The sequence below is a fragment of the Niallia sp. XMNu-256 genome, assembly GCF_036670015.1.
Classification (GTDB): Bacteria; Bacillota; Bacilli; order Bacillales; family Cytobacillaceae; genus Bacillus_BD.
Genome location: NZ_CP137636.1, coordinates 3585289 through 3608824 on the forward strand (window position 1 = coordinate 3585289; position 23536 = coordinate 3608824).

17 protein-coding genes are annotated in these 23536 nt (G+C 37.5%); 8 read left to right on the top strand and 9 right to left on the bottom strand.

All coding sequences use genetic code 11. The features are described 5' to 3' along the window. Nucleotides 1–138: 138 nt before the first annotated feature. From R4Z10_RS18195 to R4Z10_RS18205, 3 genes are all read right to left on the bottom strand, one after another. Nucleotides 139–1458, bottom strand: coding sequence for a glycosyltransferase (locus R4Z10_RS18195; RefSeq protein ID WP_338470693.1), 1320 nt, complete (start codon nucleotides 1456–1458; stop codon nucleotides 139–141). 81 nt (nucleotides 1459–1539) lie between these two features. Further along, on the bottom strand, nucleotides 1540–3282 hold the full coding sequence (locus R4Z10_RS18200; protein WP_338470694.1) for an LTA synthase family protein: 1743 nt from the start codon (nucleotides 3280–3282) through the stop codon (nucleotides 1540–1542). Nucleotides 3283–3516: 234 nt separating this feature from the next. Continuing rightward, on the bottom strand, nucleotides 3517–4899 hold the full coding sequence (locus tag R4Z10_RS18205) for a SpoIID/LytB domain-containing protein (RefSeq protein ID WP_338470695.1): 1383 nt from the start codon (nucleotides 4897–4899) through the stop codon (nucleotides 3517–3519). Nucleotides 4900–5291: 392 nt separating this feature from the next. Here R4Z10_RS18205 and wecB point away from each other — a divergent pair, with 392 nt between their 5' ends. Then, nucleotides 5292–6434: a UDP-N-acetylglucosamine 2-epimerase (non-hydrolyzing) gene (wecB, locus tag R4Z10_RS18210; protein ID WP_338470696.1), complete on the top strand. Its 1143-nt coding sequence runs from the start codon at nucleotides 5292–5294 to the stop codon at nucleotides 6432–6434. A gap of 224 nt (nucleotides 6435–6658) precedes the next feature. Here the strand turns inward: wecB and R4Z10_RS18215 are convergent, their stop codons facing one another. From R4Z10_RS18215 to R4Z10_RS18240, 6 genes are all read right to left on the bottom strand, one after another. Continuing rightward, a complete protein-coding gene (locus tag R4Z10_RS18215) occupies nucleotides 6659–9904 on the bottom strand; it encodes a leucine-rich repeat domain-containing protein (RefSeq protein ID WP_338470697.1) in 3246 nt (1081 codons plus the stop codon). Between the two features lie 234 nt (nucleotides 9905–10138). Further along, a complete protein-coding gene (locus R4Z10_RS18220) occupies nucleotides 10139–10297 on the bottom strand; it encodes a hypothetical protein (RefSeq protein ID WP_338470698.1) in 159 nt (52 codons plus the stop codon). A 3-nt stretch (nucleotides 10298–10300) separates the two neighbouring features. After that, nucleotides 10301–11560 carry a Ger(x)C family spore germination protein gene (locus R4Z10_RS18225; RefSeq protein ID WP_338470699.1) on the bottom strand — a complete coding sequence of 420 codons (1260 nt, stop codon included), beginning with the start codon at nucleotides 11558–11560 and terminating at the stop codon, nucleotides 10301–10303. Then, nucleotides 11557–12651 carry an endospore germination permease gene (locus R4Z10_RS18230; RefSeq protein ID WP_338470700.1) on the bottom strand — a complete coding sequence of 365 codons (1095 nt, stop codon included), beginning with the start codon at nucleotides 12649–12651 and terminating at the stop codon, nucleotides 11557–11559. Before R4Z10_RS18230 ends, R4Z10_RS18225 begins: the two co-directional genes overlap by 4 nt. A 24-nt stretch (nucleotides 12652–12675) precedes the next feature. Continuing rightward, the gene (locus R4Z10_RS18235) at nucleotides 12676–14193 is read right to left on the bottom strand and encodes a spore germination protein (RefSeq protein WP_338470701.1); all 1518 of its coding nucleotides are present in this window, start codon (nucleotides 14191–14193) and stop codon (nucleotides 12676–12678) included. Nucleotides 14194–14539: 346 nt separating this feature from the next. After that, nucleotides 14540–14770 (bottom strand): hypothetical protein, encoded by a 231-nt coding sequence (locus R4Z10_RS18240; protein WP_338470702.1) that lies wholly within the window; start codon nucleotides 14768–14770, stop codon nucleotides 14540–14542. Nucleotides 14771–14958: 188 nt separating this feature from the next. Between R4Z10_RS18240 and R4Z10_RS18245 the strand changes: the two genes are divergently transcribed. From R4Z10_RS18245 to R4Z10_RS18275, 7 genes are all read left to right on the top strand, one after another. Continuing rightward, complete coding sequence (locus R4Z10_RS18245; RefSeq protein ID WP_338470703.1) at nucleotides 14959–16089, top strand: M20 peptidase aminoacylase family protein; 1131 nt, start codon at nucleotides 14959–14961, stop codon at nucleotides 16087–16089. Between the two features lie 240 nt (nucleotides 16090–16329). Then, nucleotides 16330–17154 carry a GNAT family N-acetyltransferase gene (locus R4Z10_RS18250; RefSeq protein WP_338470704.1) on the top strand — a complete coding sequence of 275 codons (825 nt, stop codon included), beginning with the start codon at nucleotides 16330–16332 and terminating at the stop codon, nucleotides 17152–17154. Nucleotides 17155–17179: 25 nt separating this feature from the next. Beyond that, on the top strand, nucleotides 17180–18286 hold the full coding sequence (gene menC / locus R4Z10_RS18255; protein ID WP_338470705.1) for an o-succinylbenzoate synthase: 1107 nt from the start codon (nucleotides 17180–17182) through the stop codon (nucleotides 18284–18286). Nucleotides 18287–18863: 577 nt separating this feature from the next. After that, complete coding sequence (locus tag R4Z10_RS18260; protein WP_338470706.1) at nucleotides 18864–21281, top strand: Na+/H+ antiporter subunit A; 2418 nt, start codon at nucleotides 18864–18866, stop codon at nucleotides 21279–21281. Further along, the gene (locus tag R4Z10_RS18265) at nucleotides 21278–21715 is read left to right on the top strand and encodes a Na(+)/H(+) antiporter subunit B (RefSeq protein ID WP_338470707.1); all 438 of its coding nucleotides are present in this window, start codon (nucleotides 21278–21280) and stop codon (nucleotides 21713–21715) included. Before R4Z10_RS18260 ends, R4Z10_RS18265 begins: the two co-directional genes overlap by 4 nt. After that, on the top strand, nucleotides 21715–22053 hold the full coding sequence (locus R4Z10_RS18270) for a Na(+)/H(+) antiporter subunit C (protein ID WP_338470708.1): 339 nt from the start codon (nucleotides 21715–21717) through the stop codon (nucleotides 22051–22053). Before R4Z10_RS18265 ends, R4Z10_RS18270 begins: the two co-directional genes overlap by 1 nt. Further along, nucleotides 22046–23530 carry a Na+/H+ antiporter subunit D gene (locus R4Z10_RS18275; RefSeq protein ID WP_338470709.1) on the top strand — a complete coding sequence of 495 codons (1485 nt, stop codon included), beginning with the start codon at nucleotides 22046–22048 and terminating at the stop codon, nucleotides 23528–23530. Before R4Z10_RS18270 ends, R4Z10_RS18275 begins: the two co-directional genes overlap by 8 nt. Nucleotides 23531–23536 lie beyond the last annotated feature (6 nt).

Genomic DNA, 23536 nt, shown 5'->3' on the forward strand with positions numbered 1-23536 from the left:
ACTAAATTAATATACTTAACATCAAAGATTCATTTTATCATCATACCAAAAAAAGATAAAGAAAGCTCTTTTCATTTTTGTTTCAATAGCATTAAAGAGATAATAGAAAGGCTGAAGGAATTTCCTTCAGCCTTTCTATTATCTCTGTTTGACCGGCACTTGTTTGTGCTCAATTTCAGTCTTATTATGTTCTGTCTTTACCCATGTGTGCTGTTGTCTCCATTTAATTAATCCAACAATTTGTGCATATAAAAAGGTATAGGCGTAAATGAAGACAGAATAGGTTATATGGAAGAATCTAAACTTATGTTTCGTGTCCACTTTAATTGCATAGTACATACAAAAAACAAATTGGTAGAGATACATCATTAATGTGATGACACTTGCTCCAAAGATCCATGTAACGGCATATTCTCCGATGGTCGTATAGATGCTATTATTAAAAAGACCATATCCAAGTGAAACCAATAAACCAATTAGAACGAGACTCACCTGTACGGCTCTTGTCATACCAAATAAATAAATTAGTTGGTCGATTATTTTAAATTTTCCTTTTTCGGTGAATAGTTTTTTGACCATCGGTTTAAAATTTGTAAACGCAACAAACCAATGCCCCTGTGACCATCTTGTCCGTTGTTTCAGACTAATTTTAAAATTATCAGGCTTCTCATCATAAATCCGAACAAAATGATTCCATAATATTCGTCCATTATCACGAACGATTTCCATTTCTAGTTCAAGGTCTTCTGTTAAAGAACGGAAACTAAAACCACCATGTTTCATTAAATAGTCTAGTCTCACGATAAAGCCCGTTCCCCCGATCGCATTAGGAAGTCCTAATCGATATTTTGCCAACTGAAAAAAACGGTTCGTATAATAATAACTCATTGCGTAACCTAATGATAAACTCGAATTGGAATTTTTTGAGTCCAAATAAATTTGGATGGCTTCCGGTTTATTTTTTGCGATATATTGAGAGTTCAATTCACGTAACACATCAGGATCGATGTGATTATCTGCATCCAGGATCATCAGGCAATCATATTTTTCAGTTAATTTTTCAAATCCTAAATATCGAAGGGCATATTGTAACCCGGCTGGTTTGCCAACCCCTTCACGAGGAAATAATTTTTCACTTGTATCTACAGTTTTGATGCCTTTTTCTCGGCATATTTCCCCTGTTCGATCAGAGCTATTGTCGTTAACAATATAAATATCATAGAGGTCTTTTCGATATTTAATATTTCTTAAATTATCAATCGTAGAGCCAATTACCTTTTCTTCATTATGGGCTGCCACTAATATTAGAAATTTAGTTTGGTCTTCTACAATTTCATAGTCCCTTTTAGCCTTTTTGAAACCAAAAAAGGTTAGAAACACATAATATAATGTTAAACCATATACATAAAGAGTTAATATCCCGAGAACCCCGAGGAATATTTCTGCTACAAGTCCCATTATTTACCTCCGTTTTTTGACAACTTATAGCCTAATCTTTCCACCCCCACCATATTTTATACTTCACTTTTTAGATGTCGTTCACTTTCGAAGAGGAAGAGAATTTACATATTGATCAGATAGGCTCATTAAAGACATGACTCTTTCAAAATCCGAGAAATATGGTTGAAACTCACTTAACGGTTGGTTTGTCTCTAGGGATATCGCTTTTCCATCTTGAAAACTCTCTCCAGGGATAAACAAAATATCATTATTGAAAAATGTCCCTGTTGGCAGGTAAAAACGATTTCCAACCACATTATTGGGGTAATTGATTAAATCTTGCCCAAAATGAATCTGATCAATGGGTATACCTAACAACAATGTGATTGTAGGCATGATATCGATCTGTCCACCTACTGTTTGTATTTCTATTCCTTTCGATCTTTCCGGATTAAAGATGATAAGGGGAATATTAAAACCATCTAAATGTTGATGGTACTCTCGTCCTAACATTTCATTAACCAAATCTTTATCCTGGTCTGTTTTTAACTGCAAACCATAATGATCCCCATAAATAACAAACAATGTATCCTCCCAGATTCCTTTATCCTTTAATCCCCGAATAAATTCACCCAATGCAAAATCAGCATAATAAATGGCTTGTAAGTAATCTTTGACACTTGTATTTTCAAAGTCATTTGGTAGATTCAATTGTGGTTTATTAGCTGGAATTTTAAATGGATGATGGCTCGACATGGATATCACATGGGCATAAAATGGTTCGCCTTCTTGATGTAACTTCTCTAAAGTACTTAATGTTTTCGAATATAAAACCTCATCAGAAGCACCAAATGAGATAACATCCTCCGTACCAAAAAAACTTTTTTCATATACGCGATCAAATCCCAATGCCTGGTACATTTCATTTCGATTCCAGAATTCAACATCATTGGTATGGTAGGTTAATGATTGGTATCCATGTTCCTTTAAGATTTTCGGTAGGCTCGGTATGCTTTTTTCGCTATATTCTTGAGACATTGCTCGATCACCAACAGGATATATCGATGTATTGACCATAAATTCGGCATCTGACGTATTCCCTTTTCCAATTTGTTGAAAAATATTAGGGAAATAATAGCTGGTTTTAATCAATTCATTTATAGTAGGGGTGATTTCTTGATCGGCTATTTCTTTACCAATAGGAAAATTTTGGAAGGCTTCAAGCTGAACCATAATGATATTCTTACCTTTTGCTTCGCCAAATAACTGTGCCTGTTGATTCGGATTGATTTCCTTGATTTGATTAATGTGTTCTTGACTTATAACGGTATCTTGTTCTTCGTCTTGATCTGCACTGATGGGCAAAGATAAATAAATACTATTATTAATCACCCCTAGATGTTGGGCCATTTTTATTTCATTGATGGCCTCATTCTTCATTTGCAATGTGTAAGAGGTCGTCAATACTGTGATGGAAGCTAAGCCTAAAATCAAAGAAACCTTCTTCGATACATTTCTACTTGTCATCTCTTTGTTTTTTATTAAAATCGCAATTAAAATCGGAAAATCAATTAAAAATAATAAATAATTTGGCTGTAATAGGGACACAATACTGTCGGTAAGTGCGCCTACTTGTCCAATCTGTTTAAATGCAGAAAACGTTGGAATCGCGCCATAATATGTATAATACATAAGAATACTTACATAAAGGATAGAAAGGATAAGAGAGCTTATTAAATACAAACTTACTTTTAACGTATAGGCCTTTCTAAAGAGGATTTCAATAAAAGAAAAGAAGATAAGCACTAGACAAAATTCATTAATCACAAATAAGATATCCACTTTATTAAAAAGTAGCCAATTTAATGCTATGATTTTTAATAAAAAAATGATTAAAAATAAAAAAAACAGAGTAATTCCCCTTTTCATATAAACACCTACAATATAATTCTTTTCGAGTACTTTATGATCTATAAAAGATTATTATTACCATATAAGGGAAATACCATTCTTTTCACCAATATAAAAAAGAAGGGAACCCCCCTTCTTTTTAGCAAAAGTTAGCTATTATCCTCTTTACTGCACAATTGAACCAGTTGGATCCACTACATCTGAAGTAATTGTTCCAGGGTAGTAGAAGTTAAGGATCTCTTGGAAACCTTTTCCTTCTTTAGACATTTGATAGGCGCCATATTGGCTCATACCAATGCCATGTCCCCAACCGCTGCCGTTAACGGTAATCTTTGTTCCATCATCTTGAACACTTTTGATATTAAGACTTTTCATAATATTGGTGGTAACCATCATTCTAAATGTATGAGCCCTGTCTGTAATGGTTGTTGAAAACAGCCTTATTTGACCATTTTCCATTACGTACTGATTTGTTTCTGCATCTCTTAACATATACTGAATGGTCAATTTACCCTTAATTGTTTTGTTTGTAGGAACATTCACATCAAAAGTTAATTCGGGAATACTTACGATTTTAACCTCATATCTAGGGGCAATATATCCATTTGCCTTTAACCAACTTTTCATATGATTGATAATCACTGTATCTTCATTAACTTCTTTTTTCTTATTCCACCATAATTCTGGTTGTGTTAGGTTTATGTCTGTTAAATCAATTTGCGTTTTTGTAATAGATAAATTCCAATTTTGATTTTGATTACCAATACTTGAACTTTTAGCATCATAAGGGTCTTCTTTCGCTTGTAAGTAAGGCACATGATTCCATGGAGCATCTCCCCATGAATTTACTTTTGAATGAACTTTCCCGCCATTACTTGATGAGTATAAGGCGTTCGCTCCAATAATTTGACCGTTGTACTTTAGAACTAAACCTTGTGTTTCTTCTACCGCACGATTTGTCGTATCATACCAGTAATATCCCGTATACGCCTGGTCAGACTGTCCATCGTCAATGGGACTTACCCCATAGGCATAGGTTCTTGCAGCAACAGCTTGCGCTTTAAGGGCTCCCATCCCACCTTGATTTCCCCAGCTTGGACTCATCTCTTTAGAAACAACACCTTTTAAGTAATCTTCGACTGGTAACGTATTATAAGGTCTAACATACCTTTCATTTTCAACTTCGAATTCCATCGACCCCAAATAGTTTCGGCCATTAATTGAAATCACATTTTGAGGATGATAAACAGACGGATTAACCGTAAAGGATGTTCCATAGTTTTTCACTTCTATGCCATTTTTGTATAAAATTAGCTGACCCGATTCAACTTTTAATACATAGGCACCACTTAAATTTAATCCATCTTCTTCTACTATAAAGTGGCCAGAAATTGATAAGTTAATAGAATTTTGATTCCCAAGATAAGCTGAGAGTTTTACCCTTATTTGAGAATCACTGTCCCCTGCTGCTGAAACAGTACCGATTGAAAAACATAAAGCTACAAGTAACTGAGTCGCTATAATAGAAATAATGACTTTTCTCCTCAATTGCCCACACCCTTTTATGATTCTTTTATCCTATATGATTATATTTCAATCATTTTAAGACTAGCAATCTATTATTCATGTAAATGACAGTGTAAGTTTTACCAAAATGGAATCTCATTGCTCTTTTAGAAACTTAATCACTTTACTGCTAAAGGGACAGTTGACTGGTAATATTACTAATATTGCATCTATTAAATATTCTATCTTTCGACTATTTTTACCTTTAATTAACACTAACTTTAAACTGATGGTTTAACCTATTAATAACAACCTCCGTCAATATAGATTCGAAGGATTGTAATTTTCTTGTGGCGCAAGAAAGATGATATACTTAGTTGGACATACAGCCTAATACATAAAGATAAAGGATATTAAAAAAATGAGGTGTTCTTATGAGTAAAATCAAAGTAATGACCATATTCGGGACAAGACCTGAGGCGATTAAAATGGCTCCGTTGGTACTGGAATTAGAAAAATATCCCGATCACATTGAATCCATTGTGACGGTTACCGCTCAACATAGGGAAATGTTGGACCAGGTATTAGAAGTGTTTAATATTCAACCTGATTATGACTTGAATGTTATGAAAGAACGCCAAACTTTAATTGAGGTTACACAAAGAGTTTTAGGTGGACTTGACGAAGTGATGAAGGAAGTCAAACCAGACCTTGTTCTTGTTCACGGGGATACATCAACGACCTTTGTTGCTGGCCTTGCCGCATTCTATAATCAAATTGCCATCGGTCATGTAGAGGCTGGTTTACGTACTTGGAATAAGTATTCACCGTTCCCAGAAGAAATGAATCGACAACTTACAGGCGTATTAGCTGATTTACATTTTTCACCAACTGTAAAATCACAGCAAAATTTATTAAACGAAAACAAAAAAGCGGAAACCATTTTCGTAACAGGAAATACGGCCATTGATGCTTTAAAAACAACCGTTACAGATTCTTATCAAAATGAAATTATCGATAAATTAGGTAACGATAAATTGATCTTACTAACCGCTCATCGTCGCGAAAACTTGGGAGAACCGATGAGAAATATGTTTAAAGCAATTAAACGTATCATCTCAGAACACGAAGATATTCAAGTCGTGTATCCCGTTCATTTAAACCCAGCTGTTCGAGAAGTCGCAGATGAGGTTCTTGGGAACGACCCACGCATCCACTTAATCGAACCACTAGGTGTTGTTGATTTTCATAACTTCGCTTCAAAAGCCCATATTATTCTAACGGATTCAGGAGGTGTTCAAGAAGAAGCCCCATCACTAGGTGTTCCAGTATTGGTTCTTCGTGATACAACCGAACGCCCTGAAGGAATTGAAGCAGGTACTTTGAAGCTTGCTGGTACAGATGAGGAAACGATTTATAACTTAACGAAAGAGTTACTGACAAACCCGCAGGAATACGAAAAAATGTCTAAGGCTTCTAATCCATACGGAGATGGAAAGGCTTCTTATCGGATTGTGCAAGCGATTCTATATCATTATGGAAAGCTAAATGAAGCTCCAGAGAGTTTCAAAGTATAATCTTTAACTATATTTTATCTACAAAATTTCAAAGCTCAGCCGTATTGTACAGCTGAGCTTCTTTTGTTTGTATTAAACGAGCTATTTTTTAATATCAAAATAATAAAGTGTAAATTTATTAAGCATCTAATAAAACTATGTTTTTTTGACGTCTGTTTTATATGCCCATGCAATGTTAGGAATGTATAATAGCGTTCTGACTAAACACAAGCTCCTATTTAAGATTAAGCATTCTTCCTTCTATAAACTAGCAACATCGCCCCACCTACAAGAACTACCACTAATCCAACTAAGATCAGATTAAAAGAATTGGTTGCTGTTACAGGGAGTGAATGCCCTTTCTTAGTAGTGTCAGACTCAGCCTTCACTGGGACTGCGCCTTTTCCATTACTATTAGGTTCACCTTTCGTAGAGCTGCTATTATCCTTCGGAATGGTAACTGTTTCATCTAGATCTTGTTCTTGATCTTGTTCTTGATCTTGCTCGTCCTCATCTTTGTCATCTTGACCTGGTTTTTTAATGGCCTCTTTTGTCATGACGACCTCAGATACACGATCGATCAATTCCCCTTTAAAATATGCCTCAATGGTAATTTCATATTCCGTATTTGGGGCTAAGTCGTTAATTACATAAGTATTTTGTGAGTTATCAAGTTCAGTAACTAATTCGCCATCGAGATAGACCCGATACTCGGTAACTAGTTCATTTAATTCAGAGAACCAGGATACTGCGATTGACCTATCTGTTGATTCAATCGAGGTCAGTTCAAGAAAGCCCATACTCACTCCATCATAGGCGACAAATACGTCATTTTCCTCTAATGTTCGGATGATCTCCATCGCCTCTGAGTCTTCTGTTAGGTCTAGCTTGGACATTTTATACATACTAACGTAAATAAGGTTTGGCAGTTCTAATAGAATACTAATATCATCTACATTTGTATTACTGATGCTTAAAAAGTAAAGATTTTCAAGATTTTTTAACGGGGATAAATCTTTAATTGGGTTCCCGCTAATCGATAAAGCCTCTAATCCTGTCATTGATTTTATCCACTCTAAGCTAGTCAAGTTTGTATTCGGTATTTCCAAACTTGTAAGGTTCAGTTTAGAAAGCGGAGAAAAATCAGAGATTGGATTTTTTCCAAGATGTAAACTGTCTAAATTGGCCAGCTGCTCGATCCCATTCAAATTAGAGATGTTGTTATCATAAAGGTCTAAATATACTAAACTTGTTATTTTTGTAAGTTCGGCAATGTTATTCATCTTATTTTTTGAAAGGCTTAAATACGATAAATTTGAAAGCCCACTTAAAGCTTTGAAGTCTCTCGTTTTTATTTCAGAAAGATCTAGATAATCTAATGCTTCTAAATCCGCTAAAGGTGAAAGATCTTCAATTGGGTTTTTACTTAAATCTAGTAGTACTAAATTCGTTAAGTTTTTTAATGGTGTGAGATCTTTAATCTTGTTCCCTGATAGGGTTAAATCCATTAAGTTTGTTGCCTTCTCCAGTCCGGATAAATCACTAATTGAGGATGATGGCAGGCTTAAGGTTTCCAAATTTTCTATATCACTTTCACGTAGATCTCGATCAAGACCTAAAGTGTCTTTAATAGCTTGTTCCAATTTTGGATCTTTAAAATGAACGACATTTCCTGTTGGTAAATCACGGGTTGTTTCAGTTAAATAGGCTTTCCCTGCAAGACTGCCGTCGATGTAAGCCTTTAAAACAATTTCATATTCTGTATTTGGTGTTAAATTACTTAAGACTTTTGAAGTTACATCTCCATTGAGAGTTTCCTCTTTTCCATTTACAGATAATACGTACTTATCCGGTGTGATAAACTCATCCTCTTCCGTCCAAACGGTCCAAGATAAGCCAATTTTCGATTCATTTACATAATCAGGTGATAGATCAATGTAAATCCCTTCACCAAGTTCTAAATGGACGGTAATTTGATGGCTTTCTAAGAATTCTACTTCTTCACGGAAACGTTTATTTTCCTCAAGCTCCACTGATCCGTATACATAGACTTCTTGTAAACGAGCCATCTCTGTTAAAAATGTTAGATCATTGAATGCTGAGTAGGAAATAGATAGTGACTCTACTTGATCCAACTTTTTCAAAACAGCCTTATCTGACAGTGGATTCCCTTCCAAATGAAGAGTTGTTAATTTTTCTAAACCGATTAGCGGTGTTAAGTCCTCGATATTATTTTCATAAATCATTAATGTCGTTAAATTTTTGGCCTTTTCCAATCCTGTTAATGATCCAATATCCATATATCCTAAGTAGAGTTCTGTTAATCCTTCCAGATCGCTCTCATAAACCTCGCGCTCGATCCCTAGTTCTTCTTGAATGCCTAGCTTCAGATTTGGATCAGGGAATTTTATCGGATTTCCGGTAGGTTTACCTAAAGTAATGAGTTCTACCTCATGAATGTCGACTACTTTAGAGCCAGATATAGCTTTTAATTCAAGTTGATAAATCGTATTCGGTTCTAAACCTGTTAACCGGTATTCACTTTCATCCGATTTAAATGTTTTTTTCAATTTCCCATCAACATATAGTTCATATTTATCGATACTTTCTAAACTATAATGCCCCCACGAAATGGTAGCTGAGGATTCCGAAACTTTATAAAGGTCTATGTAAAGCCCCTCTAAGATTTGAACCTTCACCCCTTTTGCTTGAAGGGATTGTATTACAGGGTTTTGCGCCAAATCAACGTCTAGATACCCAATATAAAGGGTTTCTAATGCAGGCAGTTGATCAAGAACATCAATATTAGATACCGGCAAATGGGTTAAAGTCAGTTCCGTTATGTGTTGCAGTGAACGTAATACGCTTAAATCATTAATTGAGACACTTTCAATATCTAAATACGTTAAATTGACCGCATGCTCCAATCCAACTAAACTATTAATATCTCCATATAGGTCGGCAATATAAAGAGATTCTAAATTTTGCAAATCCTGTTTTGTTATCGGTTTCTTCCTAAGACCTAAATCCTCACGAATCAGCTTTTCAAGGTTTTTGTCTTTAAAAACAACGGTTTCACCCGCTTCTTCTTGAATGGAGTCTTCTGTCTCTAATTCTTCCTCTTCCACTTTTTGGATTGTGCTTTCTTGATCATTTGTTTCTATACTAACTTCTTTACTACTTTGTTCCTCTTGTACGACAGATGTCTCTTCTGTTATTATTTCTTTTTGAGTTTCAGTCGCCTCAAGTTCTTGTGATACAAGGTTCTCTGTTTCTTCAAGGTCTTTTGGATCTTCAACGGTTAACGAATCCTCAACAGCTTTCGGATCTTCAACGGTGGATTCTTCCTCAAGGACATTTACATCATTTTGTAGAGTTTCACCTTGTTGGTTTGATTCGGTCTCCGTCTCTGACGCAACTGCAGCCGGACTAACTATTGAGAAAATAAAAACGATAATGAGGCATATATAAAGCCATCTTCTCCTACTCAACTCCCCCACTCCCCCTTATATAAAATTAACTTTTACAGGAATATTATACTAATTTTACAGATTTAGGGATATGCCTTTTTTAAAAATATTGTTACTTATTTATATATCGTGTCAAATTTTCGTTATTTTTAAAAAATTCATTAAAAAATCCCTCTCTACCCGTGCTCAAGAGGGATCAAATTTTAGAGGAAGTACAAACAATTGTATTAATCAAACGATTGATTAAATACAAACCTATTTCAATCGAACCATGAATGAAAAAATTCCGATCAACAAACCGACTAAAGCCATTCCTGTGGCTCCTAGCTTGTTTTTATTTTTTACTAAATAAAAGGCGTACCAAAAACTATAAACGAGACCGAATACAACAATAGTCCAAAAGAGGATTTCCATTTGTTAATCTTTCACCTTCTCGATATCCGATTCTCTCAATTGTTTACCGAACCCTGTTAATTCAATATCCATCGTTACTTCGACATCCGCAAAAGGATATTGTTTGTTATTCCAATCCCATTCTTCATACTCTTTGACCGAAAGAAATAAGGGACGGACATATAGAGACCAATAGAATGGTTCTGCCTTGTATTCCTGTTGCGTTTTTTTAATGAGTTTCTCAGCATTTTCTTTCATTTTCCTTTCTAATGCCGCTTTTAACTTTTTTTGATTTTCCAAATTTTCGGCATAGTTGATCATACTAGGAACGGATAGGACCTTTATTTCAACTGGATAGTTTACTTCTATTTTAGGCGGACCGTTTCTCAACCTGACTTTCACCCTCGTTGGTTTTATTTTCTGGATTCTCACCGTGATCTTTGACCTTTTATCCAAGGGGTCTTGAAAGCTGGAAAAAAGATCTCTCGATTTTACAGTGTTATCCAATAATCGTGTGATCCTCGTTTCTTCCCCATTTAATTTGCCAATCATTTTTCCTTCCTTAAATACAGCCGAACCGATCAACTGGACAGGATTCCCTCCTCTTTTTGGCACCTGGCCTGCTACATATTGATCTTCATCTTGGAACTTCATTCCCTTTTTTCCTTCGTTAACTGATCCATACATCGCAAGAAATAGGTCGGCATCGCCATCTGTAATTGCAAAAAATCGATTAATCGTTGACTCAGGAACTAATCCTGTTTCCATTGCACGGTCAATCAAAAATTGGTAATAACGATGCGGTCTGATCATCAGTTCAGGAGTATTTTTTTTAATAAAGTCAACGGCCTTTCCTTCTGAAACAATAATACTCACTTCTCTCCGAATTTCTCTCTCTTTGATCGCTGTACTTAGTAGCCGATAAAAAACATCCGTTTTTGCTAACTCTTCTGAGACAATCAATACTTTGTTATGACTAAAGGAGATTTCCCTTGTCACCGAAGAGTTAGCCATGTTTCGAGCAACGACAAAATCCGGTGCTGTTACCGTGATTACATCCGTGCTTTCTGCTTCCATTGACGGAGACGCTCCTTTAACGTTTAGTTTTGGATTGGAAAATTGAAAGGTGACATCAACGGCTTGTTCTTTTTCGATATCGACCCCGCTCGGAAGGTCCAGCCCGATTGCTTCCACATAAGACCTTTCTTCGATCTCTTTTTTGTCCCAACAACCTGTAAGTATAAACAATGAAAACAATAGAAATAAAAACATCCACCTTATCATGTTGTCCTTCTCTCCTTGATTTTTGTCATGATCCATAGGAGCAGAGGTAAAGATAGTAATAAGTATTTAAAGTAGACGATTGTATTCTTTCGGATCGCGAACATATTAACCTCATTGCTTTCCGGTATCAAAGCTATAATTAATATGAGAAGCGTAATCGGCATGAGGGCATGTTCAAATTCCTTTATTGAAAAAAGATACCCAAAAATTTTACCGATGACATAAATATAAACGATAAACTTCACAAACACGCCTATGAGCCAAAAGGTAATAAAAAACGTGTCTATATTGGTAATGGTTCTTCCTAGAGTAACAATCCGAATGGCTTCATTTAAGGGAAACGTAATTCTTTCAATACTTCTATAGTCAAATACCCACACATACGAGAGATACATTAAAGCCATTAACAAAGCAACAAAGATTAACGAGCTATATAAACTTCTCGTATACGTTTTATGATTTTTCACATACGGATACATGATCGCAAATACAAATGGGTCTAAATACAAAGAAGTATATCGAAAGCTGGCCTTTGCAATTTCCCACTGCCCCGTACCAAATAGGGGGAACATTCGATTAAAGGTTGCCTCCCTATACATTAAAAACATTAATAAACCTAATCCCAATAAGACATAAGGAAAGGCCGTCCATGCAATGGAACCCACCACTTCCCACCCTTTCTTTGCCCCCCACATACAAAGGAATAGAAAAAGTAAGCATAGGATGAACAAGGGGGTATTTGGAAAGTTAATTGTAATCAATTGTGTCATATAACTCCTTGAATCAGTTGCTGTATTAAGGGTCGTAAAGAACAGTATAATGAAGGCAATGACAAAAGCGATGGGTCTACCGAGGGTTAACTCTGCAACCTCCAAAATATGTTTAGACTTGTATTTTTTTAATACATAATTTAATAAAAGCAGAGATGGGATGGTAAGCAAAAAAGAGCCGATGACAATTATCCATGCTGCATTAAGCCCCTCTCTAAAAAGGAAGACCGTGCTCATGTCTGCGGACTTTGAACCAGTTGTGAAAAAGATGATTGAAAAAAATTCCTTAAATCCCATTTGGTCTTGTTCATCTTTTCTCAAAAAAATCACCCATCTTTACTGTTTTCAACCCTTATCTTTCGTTACATCTTTTGTTTTTGTAAAAGCAGGTCTAAACCTCTCGTTTGTCAGCAGTTTTCGAAATACCGTATCTTGAGATGATTGGTATTTTGGGGTAAGCGGTGCTAGATAGGGGACTCCGAAACTTTTTAGGCCTGTTAAATAAATCATACAAGCGACAAAAACAAAAACCATTCCAAAGATCCCAAATAAGCCTGCGGCCAGAAGAAAGATAAACCGTGCAATTCTGATCATATAACCAAGACTTAAATCACTAATCGCATAGGAGGATAATCCAGATAATGCGACAACAATGACCACAATTGGACTGACGACATTCGCTTCAACGCCCGCTTGTCCTAAAATTAAAGCCCCTACAATCCCGATGGTCGGACCAATTGGAACAGGGACACGGATTCCTGCCTCTCGGATGAGCTCGAAGGAAATTTCAAGTAGGATCAGCTCTAATATGGCAGGAAAAGGCACCATTTCCCGTTCCCCTGCAATCGCTAATAATAAATCGGTTGGAAGCATCTCAATGTGATAATTCGTAATCGCAATATAGGCAGCAGGCGTAAATAAAGTAATAAACATTGCCAAAACGCGAAGTAATCTCGTAAAATTCCCATAGATAAAACGTAAATAATGGTCATCACCTGTATGATAAAAAGACCAAAATGTCGCTGGTGTCACAAGGGCAAACGGGGAATTATTCATAACGACGATGACATAGCCATCCTCTATAAAAGAAGCCGCCCGGTCTGGCCGCTCCGTTTGTAAAATGGTTGGAACTAAACTTCTCTTTCGGTCCTCTATATGTTGAATTAACAGACTTAGATTTTGCACAGCGTCTTTAGTGATGGATCCAATTCGCCCTTTTACTTGGTTTAAGACTTTTTCACTTGCTAGTTCTTTATTGTAAATCAGATAGACCTCATTGTTTGACCGTGCCCCAATTGTCATTTTTTCGACCATAAAGTCTTCACTGTGAATTTTCTTACGAATCAGAGATATATTTACATCTGCCTTTTCAACAAAGGATTCTTTAGGCCCCAATAAGGTCGTTTCATTTTGCGGCTTTTCGACACTCCTGCCGGCTACCTTTCCCGTTTTAAAGAGATAGGCTTCAATACGCCCCTCCACTAAAAGCAACGTGTCTCCTATATTCACATCTCCAACCGCTTTGTCGATTTCTTTTTCTTCTTTAACACTGCTAATACTGACCAATGAGGGAACATCATGAATGACTTCATCGGTTTTTAACAACGGTCTGATGATTTCAGATTCAATCAGCTTCGTATCTGTCAAGGATGGGATATATACTAAGACAGCCTTCTTCCCCATCCCATGAATGATAAATTCTCTTACCATAAAATCCATGTTTGATGGGAATGAATAAAGCTGCTTCAACCGAGTTAAATCTTTCTCTAACTCCCCACAAAAGTACTTTCCCTTTTCAGAATGAGAGAACCTTTCTTGATTGCGATCTATTCGATTAGTTTTTTTGAAAAAAGGATTTGCCATATTCATTTCGCTCCTAGAGAGGTGATGCGGTTAATTGTTCGGGTCTGATCGTACATTTTTATTTCCTATGTAAATAGACTCCACTTTAGGTATTCTTTGTCAAAGGAACAATTATTATGAAAGGAATTTGGGGTTGATTTTTAAAAGGGTTTTATTTCGTTATAGGCGAACAAAGGGGTTAAACAAACGATTGATTAAACTGTTAATCCTTATTAAGAAATGGGAACATACGGACTAATCAATCGTTTGATTGATAAACATAGAGAGGGCAGATAACTCTAGACTAGAGTCGTTTTGAAGAATTGTTTTGGCAGAAGTTTAAATCAATAAGGGGCTCCAATATCAGTTAATCATCACTCCCTCCACCTGAATCACCGCTATCTGTGCTCTCACTTTTCGAGTCGTCATGATGCTCGTAAAAGTATTGATCGGAATGAGGATCACCAGTATTTGTAAAGCTTGCATTTGGAAACACAAACAATCCTACGACTGCAATGATAATACCGAGGAGTTCTAGGCCAATAAAGAAAAGGATGATACCAAGTAAGATCACAAGGACACTCATGAACTTTTTCATTCCCTTCCACCTCCTGTTGAAATGTAGTTCATCATATTCATGAGCTGCATTTTTTATTCTAAAGAATTCTCCTGTTTTGTTTTTTGACCAGGAGCCTTGCGCACCTTTAAATAGAGTTATAATATTATAAAAATAATATGATTTTTTTCGAATAGAATGTAACAAATCATAAAGGAGATGAAACGACCATGAAAAATCAATTAAAAGAGCTGGAAAATGAACTCTTTTCCATTTTCAATCATCTCCATCAAAATGCGGAAATTAGCTGGGAAGAAGTAAAAACGACTGAATTTATTCGGATGCAATTGGAAAAGGAAGGATTCCGGACCCAGACGTTTGATGATTGTACAGGTGTGATTGGAGAGATCGGGGAAGGTGATTTAACTGTTGCCATTCGAGCCGATCTAGATGCCCTCTGGCAGGAAAAGAACGGTGTCTGGCAGGCAGTTCATTCTTGTGGTCATGATGCTCATTCAACAATGGGGTTAGGGGTTGTAAAACTATTAAATAAAATTGGCTACAAGCCGCCTGGAAAGCTGAAAATGATTTTTCAACCGGCTGAGGAAAAAGGAACTGGTGCCTTGAAAATGCTCGAAAAACGAGTACTAGATGATGTTGATTATTTGTATGGGGTTCACTTACGGCCGATCCAAGAGGTACGAAGCGGCTATGCCTCCCCTGCGATTTGCCATGGAGCCGCTCAAGTGATCCAAGGGGAAATTAAAGGTTTAACTGCCCATGCAGCCCGACCTCATTTAGGGATTAATGCAATTGAGGTTGGGAGTAGCTTAATTGGAGCAATTGGCAACATTCATGTGGACCCCCAAATTGCGGCAAGCATTAAAATGACATCGTTTCATGCAGGTGGCCCAAATGGAAATATTATTCCTGACCGCGCAGAGTTCAACCTTGATTTACGGTCACAAAACAATGAGGTGATGAATCAGCTAGAGTACAAACTGACACAAATCGCAGAAGGAATTGCAGCTACATACGATGCGGAGATTCATTTAAAATCAGACATTAAACTCGCTGCTGCTCAACCCGATCCGGAGGCGATTAGCTTGATGTCAAGTGCGATTGTCGATACAATCGGCCAGCCGTTCTGTGCCCCGCCTGTTATTACTTCTGGCGGCGAGGACTTTCACTTTTATTCGTTAATGAAAAAAGATTTGAAGTCAACGATGCTTGGTCTTGGGTGTGATTTGCAACCTGGCTTGCATCACCCAGATATGACCTTCCAACGTAAGGACCTGTTGACCGGAATAGAAATTTTAGCAAAAACCGTAATCAAGACTTTTGATAAAGCTCTTTTCTAAAAGCTTTTAGAGAAAGAAACAATGTTTAATTTTAAAAACGATATTGATTAAAAAAGAGCTGTAAATTAACTTAAAATGCGAAAAATACCTTATCGCAAAGTTAAAATGTCTCTTTGATTTTAACAAAAACTTCAACGAAAACTCTGTTGAAAAACACGGGCCTAATCTGTTGGCCTGACGATAATAGAAGAAATAGGGACATCTCACCTTTTCTATACTACTAAAAGAGGCGATACAACAATGGAATTGACAATCAAGAGATTAAAAGACATAGAAGACTTTGAAAAGGTACATGAGTTAGATTTAAAGATTTGGGGTGCAGATCCAGTCCCTACCCACCAAACGATGACAGCGGCAAAAAATGGTGGTTTTGTGATTGGAGCTTTTGACGGGGATACATGTATTGGGTTTCAATATAGCTTTGCTGGATTTAAAGACGGAGAAGCCTATTTGTGCTCACATATGATGGGGATTGACCCGGACTATCAAAATCAAGGAGTCGGATCTCGCCTCAAACAAAGGCAAGCGGAGATTGCTAGACAAATGGGGTACAAGAAAATTCGTTGGACCTATGACCCGCTTGAAAGCCGGAATGGGTACTTAAACTTAACGAAGCTTGGGGCGATTTGTTCTGATTATGTTGAAAATTGCTATGGGGAGATGAAGGATGGCATCAATGCCGGTATGCCTTCCGATCGATTCCATGTAGAATGGTATTTAAACGATCCTTATTTGGAAGAACGAAAAAATCGGTTTGCCCATTTGGAGGTTACTGAGAATGGACTTGTGCTCCATTGGAGACAGCGAGCAGATGGGCTTCCACAAGCAGCAGAAGTCCGGAACAAAGATTATGTTGATGAACCTTACCTCTTTGTTCCGATTCCGGTTGAAAATCACAAGTTAAAAGAGACAGACCCACAGCTTGCACTAGACTGGCGTTATAAAACGAGAGAGGTGTTTGTTTCTCTATTTTCACAAGGCTGGGCTGCCTGTCATGTGATCCGCAAAAAGGACGAGCTTTGTGAGTATTATGTGCTTTGTAAACGGAGCGAATTGGGTTTATAGATTAAAACAGTTGGAGGCATACAACATGAAATTAGATCGTGTCGTTTTAAGACATTTACAGATGGAGATGAAATCTCCGTTCGCGACAAGTTTTGGTACGTTTAAAACAAAAGAGTTTATTTTAGTAGAAGCGATTGATGAAGACGGGGTTTCAGGCTGGGGTGAAGCAACCGCCTTTGATGCTCCGTGGTATAACGAAGAAACGGTAAAGACCAACTGGCATATGCTTGAGGATTTTCTAATCCCATTAAGCCTAAAAGAAAAGATCCAACATCCAAACGAATTGAACGAGCGCTTTGCGTTTATTCGGAAAAATAATATGGCCAAAGCAGCCATTGAAGGCGCTGTTTGGGATCTCTACGCAAAAAAACAGCAGCAACCATTAAGTAAGCTGATTGGCGGCAAGAAGAAGGAAATCGAAGTTGGGATTTCGATCGGCATTCAAAAAAATGTGGACGAACTGCTTTCCTTAATCGACGGGTATGTGGCAGAAGGTTATCGCCGCATGAAGGTAAAAATTAAGCCAGGCTGGGATGTGGATGTGATTGCTGCAATCCGGAATAAATTCCCTGATATCCAGTTAATGGCAGATGCTAATTCTGCCTATACATTAGCTGATATCGATTTACTGAAGCAACTGGATCCATTCAATTTAACGATGATTGAGCAGCCACTCGCATCTGATGATATTATCGACCATGCGACTTTACAAAAGCATGTGAAAACCCCGATCTGTTTAGACGAAAGCATCCATTCTGTTGAGGATACAAGAAAAGCCATCCAACTAGGAAGCTGCGGGATTATTAACATTAAGATCGGTCGAGTTGGCGGGATTACAGAATCAATTAAAATTCATGATCTTTGTAAGGAACATGGAATTCCCGTTTGGTGTGGCGGCATGCTTGAGGCGGGTGTTGGACGAGCCCACAATATAGCGATTACAACATTAGATCAGTTTATATTGCCAGGCGATACAGCAGCCTCCTCCCGTTATTGGGAACGAGACATCATTGACCCTGAAGTAACAATGAAGGATGGCATCATCACCGTTCCAGACGCACCTGGAATTGGCTATAAAGTCAATCGTCAAGTGGTTGATCAATATACAACTTATAGTAAAACGTATCGGTGAAACGTGGGGACGGTTCTCGCGTTTCATTCCGTAGTTTACTCAGATTAATAGCAGGTGAATCCCTGCTGAGGTCATTAAACCTCGGTATGGCTTATCGGAGGGGTCCCTGTAACGACCCGATTATTTCGTGGATAATGATGTGTTAGATAAGACGGGGGCGAGGGCGAGGGTCTCCTCCTTTCCATGCTGCCATTATAAGATTGAGATTCCCCAAGCATATGTTAGGAAACTCATTATTATGCGGTAATACTACTAAATATCTCATATCGAGCTGAAATCCACGGGTTGATATTTCATTTAATCTATGTTTTAATATCATTAACTTAATATTAAACTTGTTTTTTGGAGGAGTCTGTCACCAAGGGGATTGTGTGCCCTTTGGTAGCAGGCTCCTTTTTGTTTTCACTTGATGGTTGAATATTATGAATTCATCAAAAATTAATTCGAAAGGAGTTATTAACAATATGAACTTTGCTTTATTTTTACACTAACTATTAAGGAATAAGACCTTTATCGAAAGAGAAAGTTACATCTATATAATAAACACTTTTTTAAATAAAAAAAGGAGGTTGGTTCCTTGACGTTATTACATTGGGCTGTGGTTTCCCCCTTTATATTTGCCATTATCATTCCCTTTTTATATAGATATATAAGAAAAATGCATACGGGCTGGTTTGTACTCATCTTGCCTTTGGTCTTATTTATCTATTTCCTTACCTTCTTACCTGATACATCCTCAGGTAATGTGATTCAACAGAAGATGAATTGGGTGCCTTCATTGGGCATTAACTTCGATCTTTATGTGGATGGGTTAAGCTTATTATTTGCCTTGCTCATTACGGGGATCGGAACGTTAGTCGTTCTTTATTCGATTTACTATTTATCAAAAACAAAGGAAAAGCTAAATAATTTCTATGTTTACCTTCTATTATTTATGGGCGCGATGCTCGGAGTCGTTTTATCGGAAAATTTAATTGTTATCTATGTCTTTTGGGAAATCACAAGTGTTGCTTCAGCTTTATTAATTAGTTACTGGTTTGAGCGCGAAAAATCGATTTATGGTGCTCAGAAATCAATGTTCATTACCGTATTTGGTGGACTATCCATGCTTGGAGGCTTTTCTTTACTGCATGTGATTACAGGTACGTTTAGTATTCGAGAAATTATTGCCAATGCGGATCTTGTTCTTGCAAGTCCTCTCTTATTACCAGCGATGATTTTGGTCCTGCTTGGGGCATTTACAAAATCAGCACAATTTCCGTTCCATATTTGGTTGCCGGATGCGATGGAAGCTCCTACACCTGTTAGTGCGTATTTGCATTCGGCTACGATGGTTAAAGCGGGAATCTATTTAGTCGCTCGTCTCACGGGAGTATTTGGCGGAACACCTGAATGGTTTTGGACGGTTTCACTCGCAGGAATCATCACCTTGATTTGGGGATCTGTCTCTGCTGTCCGTCAAAAAGATTTAAAATCCATCTTAGCTTTTTCAACGGTGAGTCAACTTGGGATGATTATGAGTTTACTTGGCGTTGGTTCTGCCGCTTATTATTTTGGAGATAGTGACAATGCAATGTACACAACCGCCATTTTGGCAGCCGTCTTTCACTTAATCAACCATGCCACCTTCAAAGGTAGCTTATTTATGACGGTGGGAATTATTGATCATGAAACAGGTACGCGGGATATTCGTAAGCTTGGCGGACTTTTAACGATCATGCCAATCACAGCAACGATTTCCTTAGTTGGTTTAGCATCGATGGCTGGGTTGCCGCCATTTAATGGATTCTTGAGTAAAGAATTGTTCTTAATTGCCATGGTTAATGTAACTAAATTTGAATTTTTCAATTTACAAACATGGGGGATTCTTCTTCCGGTTATTGCTTGGATTGCAAGCATCTTTACCTTTGTCTACTGTGCGATTCTTTTCTTTAAAACGTTCACTGGCAAATTTCAACCGGAAAAACTGTCAGTTAAACACGTACATGAAGCACCTATCGGAATGCTGATTAGTCCTATCATTCTTGGTTTGCTTGTCGTACTATTTGGATTGTTCCCGAACCTTTTAACTAATTCCATCCTTGAACCAGCAATAACGGCAATTCTGCCAGGAATTTTTGAGGCTGGTCAACCGTTAAATTTCCATATCTATCATTGGCATGGACCTACATTAGAACTATTCATGACGATTGGGGTCATCGTATTCGGAACCTTGATTTATAAGAGTATGAAAAAATGGTCAAAGACCTCCTTTTATCAAAAGGAGCGGGATTTATTTAACTATGCATATGATGGCGGTTATGATGGCCTCATTAAAGGATCACAATTCATCACCCGTTTACAAATGACTGGAAGGCTTCGCGACTACTTTATTTATATGATCGCCTTCATGATTCTCATTTTAGTCTATACACTCGTTCGCTTTGATGCTTTTGCGATCAATACAACAAATTTATCGCCGATTGAGCCATTTATGTGGATTGTTTCGCTTATTTTTATTGCAGCGGTGATTTCTGTACCGTTTATTAACAACCGAATTACAGCGATTATCGTTGTCGGTGTTGCAGGTTTCTTGGTCTCCCTGATGTTTGTTCTTTTCCGAGCACCAGATTTGGCTCTAACCCAGTTGCTTGTTGAAACGGTATCCGTTGTCTTGTTTATGCTGATTTTCTACCATTTACCAAAGCTAAGAAAGGAAAAGATCAAGGCTCGTTTTAATGTCGTTCATTTGCTTATTTCTATTGCCGGTGGAGCGATCATTACCCTGATTTCCTTAAGTGCTTATGCATTAGGCTCTGATGCCGGGTTTGCAAGTATTTCAGAATATTTCATTGAAAATTCGAAAGTACTGGCTGGAGGCTATAACATTGTTAACGTCATTCTCGTCGATTTCCGCGGATTGGATACGATGCTTGAAATCCTCGTGTTAGGGATTGCGGCTCTTGCTGTTGTTGCCTTCATTAAACTTCGCATGAAAGGGGATGAGGATGTATGAAGCAAATGAAACCGAACAACAATATGATGATCCAAACAATTACAAGAATTGTGACACTGATCATTCTCGCCTTTTCCGTTTATCTTTTCTTGGCGGGGCATAATAACCCTGGCGGTGGTTTTATTGGCGGACTCATGACCGCTAGTGCGTTATTACTTTTATATTTATCCTTTGATATGAAAAAAATCAAAAAAGCGATTCCGTTTAATTTTACCCATTTAATCGGGATCGGATTACTACTAGCTGTTGGTACTGGGGTTTCTACGATGCTTTTCGGTTTTCCTTTTTTAACCCATTTCTTTGATTATTTTCAATTTCCGATTTTTGGGGAAGTGGAACTTACGACAGCATTAGGCTTTGATCTTGGGGTCTATCTCGTTGTTATTGGAATCGCCTTAACGATCATTTTAACGATTGCGGAGGATGAAAAGTAATGGAAATATTAATGTCAGTCATGATCGGTATTGTTTTTACCGTTAGTATCTATTTATTTTTGTCCAAAAGTCTATTACGTGTCATCTTCGGCACGTTGCTTTTATCACATGGAGTCCATTTGTTATTGATGACGATGTCTGGATTACAAAGGGGAGCTGCACCGCTATTAAGTTCAGGAGCAGAAGCCTATACGGATCCGTTGCCGCAGGCCCTTGTTTTAACGGCAATTGTCATCAGTTTCGGGGTAACTTCATTATTACTTGTTCTGGCTTATCGAACCTATAAAGTATATAAAACAGACGACTTAGAACAATTAAGGGGTTCTGCTGATGAATAACATAGTCATTCTTCCGATTATCATTCCTTTTATAATCGGAGCCTTATTAATATTTTTTTCGAAAAACCATCGGGTGCAAAGGGTTATTAGTGGAATAGCTGGCGTTGGTTTACTTGTGCTTTCGATCTACTTAGCATTTTTGGTCTATCCAAATAATACCCTTGTTTTAGAGGCTGGAAATTGGCCGGCACCGTTTGGCATTGTCCTTGTTGCTGACTTATTAGCAACACTTATGCTGCTATTAACAAGTATTATTAGTACGGCCTGTCTATTCTTTGCTTTTAAAACAATTTCTCCTCAGCGAGAAAAGTTTTATTTCTATCCCTTTTATTTCTTCCTTTTAACAGGAGTAAATGGTTCGTTTTTAACAGGGGATATTTTTAACTTATTTGTATTTTTCGAAGTAATGCTCATGGCTTCCTATGCGCTGATTGCTCATGGAGGTACAGCCTTACAGCTTCGAGAATCGTTTAAGTATGTGATTATTAACGTATTTGCATCTGCTCTATTTGTTATTGCTGTTGCTTTACTTTATTCCGTAACTGGAACACTAAATATGGCTCATATTGCCCAAAGGGTTGCTGAGCTTGAACAAACGGGTATTTTAAATGTAATCGCCATCCTGTTTATGGTTGTGTTTGGCATGAAAGGGGCCTTATTCCCTCTTTATTTCTGGCTGCCTCGTTCCTATTATGGACCACCTGCAGCAATCGCTGCTTTATTTGGCGGACTGTTAACAAAAGTTGGAATTTATGCCCTCATTCGAATGTTTACGTTGATCTTCAATCATGAATCTGATTTTACACATAAAGGGATTATTACGTTACTTGCAGGTCTAACCATGCTTCTTGGCGTATTAGGTGCAGTTTCGCAATTTAACTTTAAGCGAATTCTTTCTTACCATATTATCAGTCAGGTTGGTTATATGGTGATGGGACTTGGAATTTTCACACCGTTAGCGGTAGCTGGAGCGATTTATTATATTGCCCACCATATGATTGTTAAAACTGCGCTGTTTTTATACGCTGGAGTGGCGCAAAGAATTACAGGTACCAACGACTTGAGACAAATGGGCGGATTGCTTAAAACACACCCTTTGCTCGCATGGATGTTCTTTATCACCGCGATCTCCCTTGCTGGAATTCCACCTTTTAGCGGATTCTTTAGTAAGTTTCCAATTATCTTAGCTGGTTTCCAAGAAGGACAGTATGTAATATCCGGTGTCGCGCTGGTCGTTGGACTATTAACTTTATTTTCCATGATGAAGATTTTCAGCTATGCCTTTTGGGGAAAACAGAAACATTCAGAAGAGCAAGCTAAATTACCTGTTGGAAAATTACTATTGCCGATTATCCCACTTGTTGCGTTAACCATTATTCTTGGATTTGGAGCTGAGCCTGCTTTCCAATATTCCATGGTGGTTGCCGAACAAGTCTTAGATCCATCGGTTTATATTGAATCTGTTCTTAAGGAGTAGATGCCA

Coding starts and splice junctions, on each gene's coding strand:
- R4Z10_RS18195 (WP_338470693.1), bottom strand. CDS start 1,458: ATGGGACTTGTAGCAGAAATATTCCTCGGGGTTCTCGGGATATTAACT.
- wecB (WP_338470696.1), top strand. CDS start 5,292: ATGAGTAAAATCAAAGTAATGACCATATTCGGGACAAGACCTGAGGCG.
- R4Z10_RS18220 (WP_338470698.1), bottom strand. CDS start 10,297: ATGGAAATCCTCTTTTGGACTATTGTTGTATTCGGTCTCGTTTATAGT.
- R4Z10_RS18225 (WP_338470699.1), bottom strand. CDS start 11,560: ATGATAAGGTGGATGTTTTTATTTCTATTGTTTTCATTGTTTATACTT.
- R4Z10_RS18235 (WP_338470701.1), bottom strand. CDS start 14,193: ATGGCAAATCCTTTTTTCAAAAAAACTAATCGAATAGATCGCAATCAA.
- R4Z10_RS18240 (WP_338470702.1), bottom strand. CDS start 14,770: ATGAAAAAGTTCATGAGTGTCCTTGTGATCTTACTTGGTATCATCCTT.
- R4Z10_RS18245 (WP_338470703.1), top strand. CDS start 14,959: ATGAAAAATCAATTAAAAGAGCTGGAAAATGAACTCTTTTCCATTTTC.
- R4Z10_RS18250 (WP_338470704.1), top strand. CDS start 16,330: ATGGAATTGACAATCAAGAGATTAAAAGACATAGAAGACTTTGAAAAG.
- menC (WP_338470705.1), top strand. CDS start 17,180: ATGAAATTAGATCGTGTCGTTTTAAGACATTTACAGATGGAGATGAAA.
- R4Z10_RS18265 (WP_338470707.1), top strand. CDS start 21,278: ATGAAGCAAATGAAACCGAACAACAATATGATGATCCAAACAATTACA.
- R4Z10_RS18270 (WP_338470708.1), top strand. CDS start 21,715: ATGGAAATATTAATGTCAGTCATGATCGGTATTGTTTTTACCGTTAGT.
- R4Z10_RS18275 (WP_338470709.1), top strand. CDS start 22,046: ATGAATAACATAGTCATTCTTCCGATTATCATTCCTTTTATAATCGGA.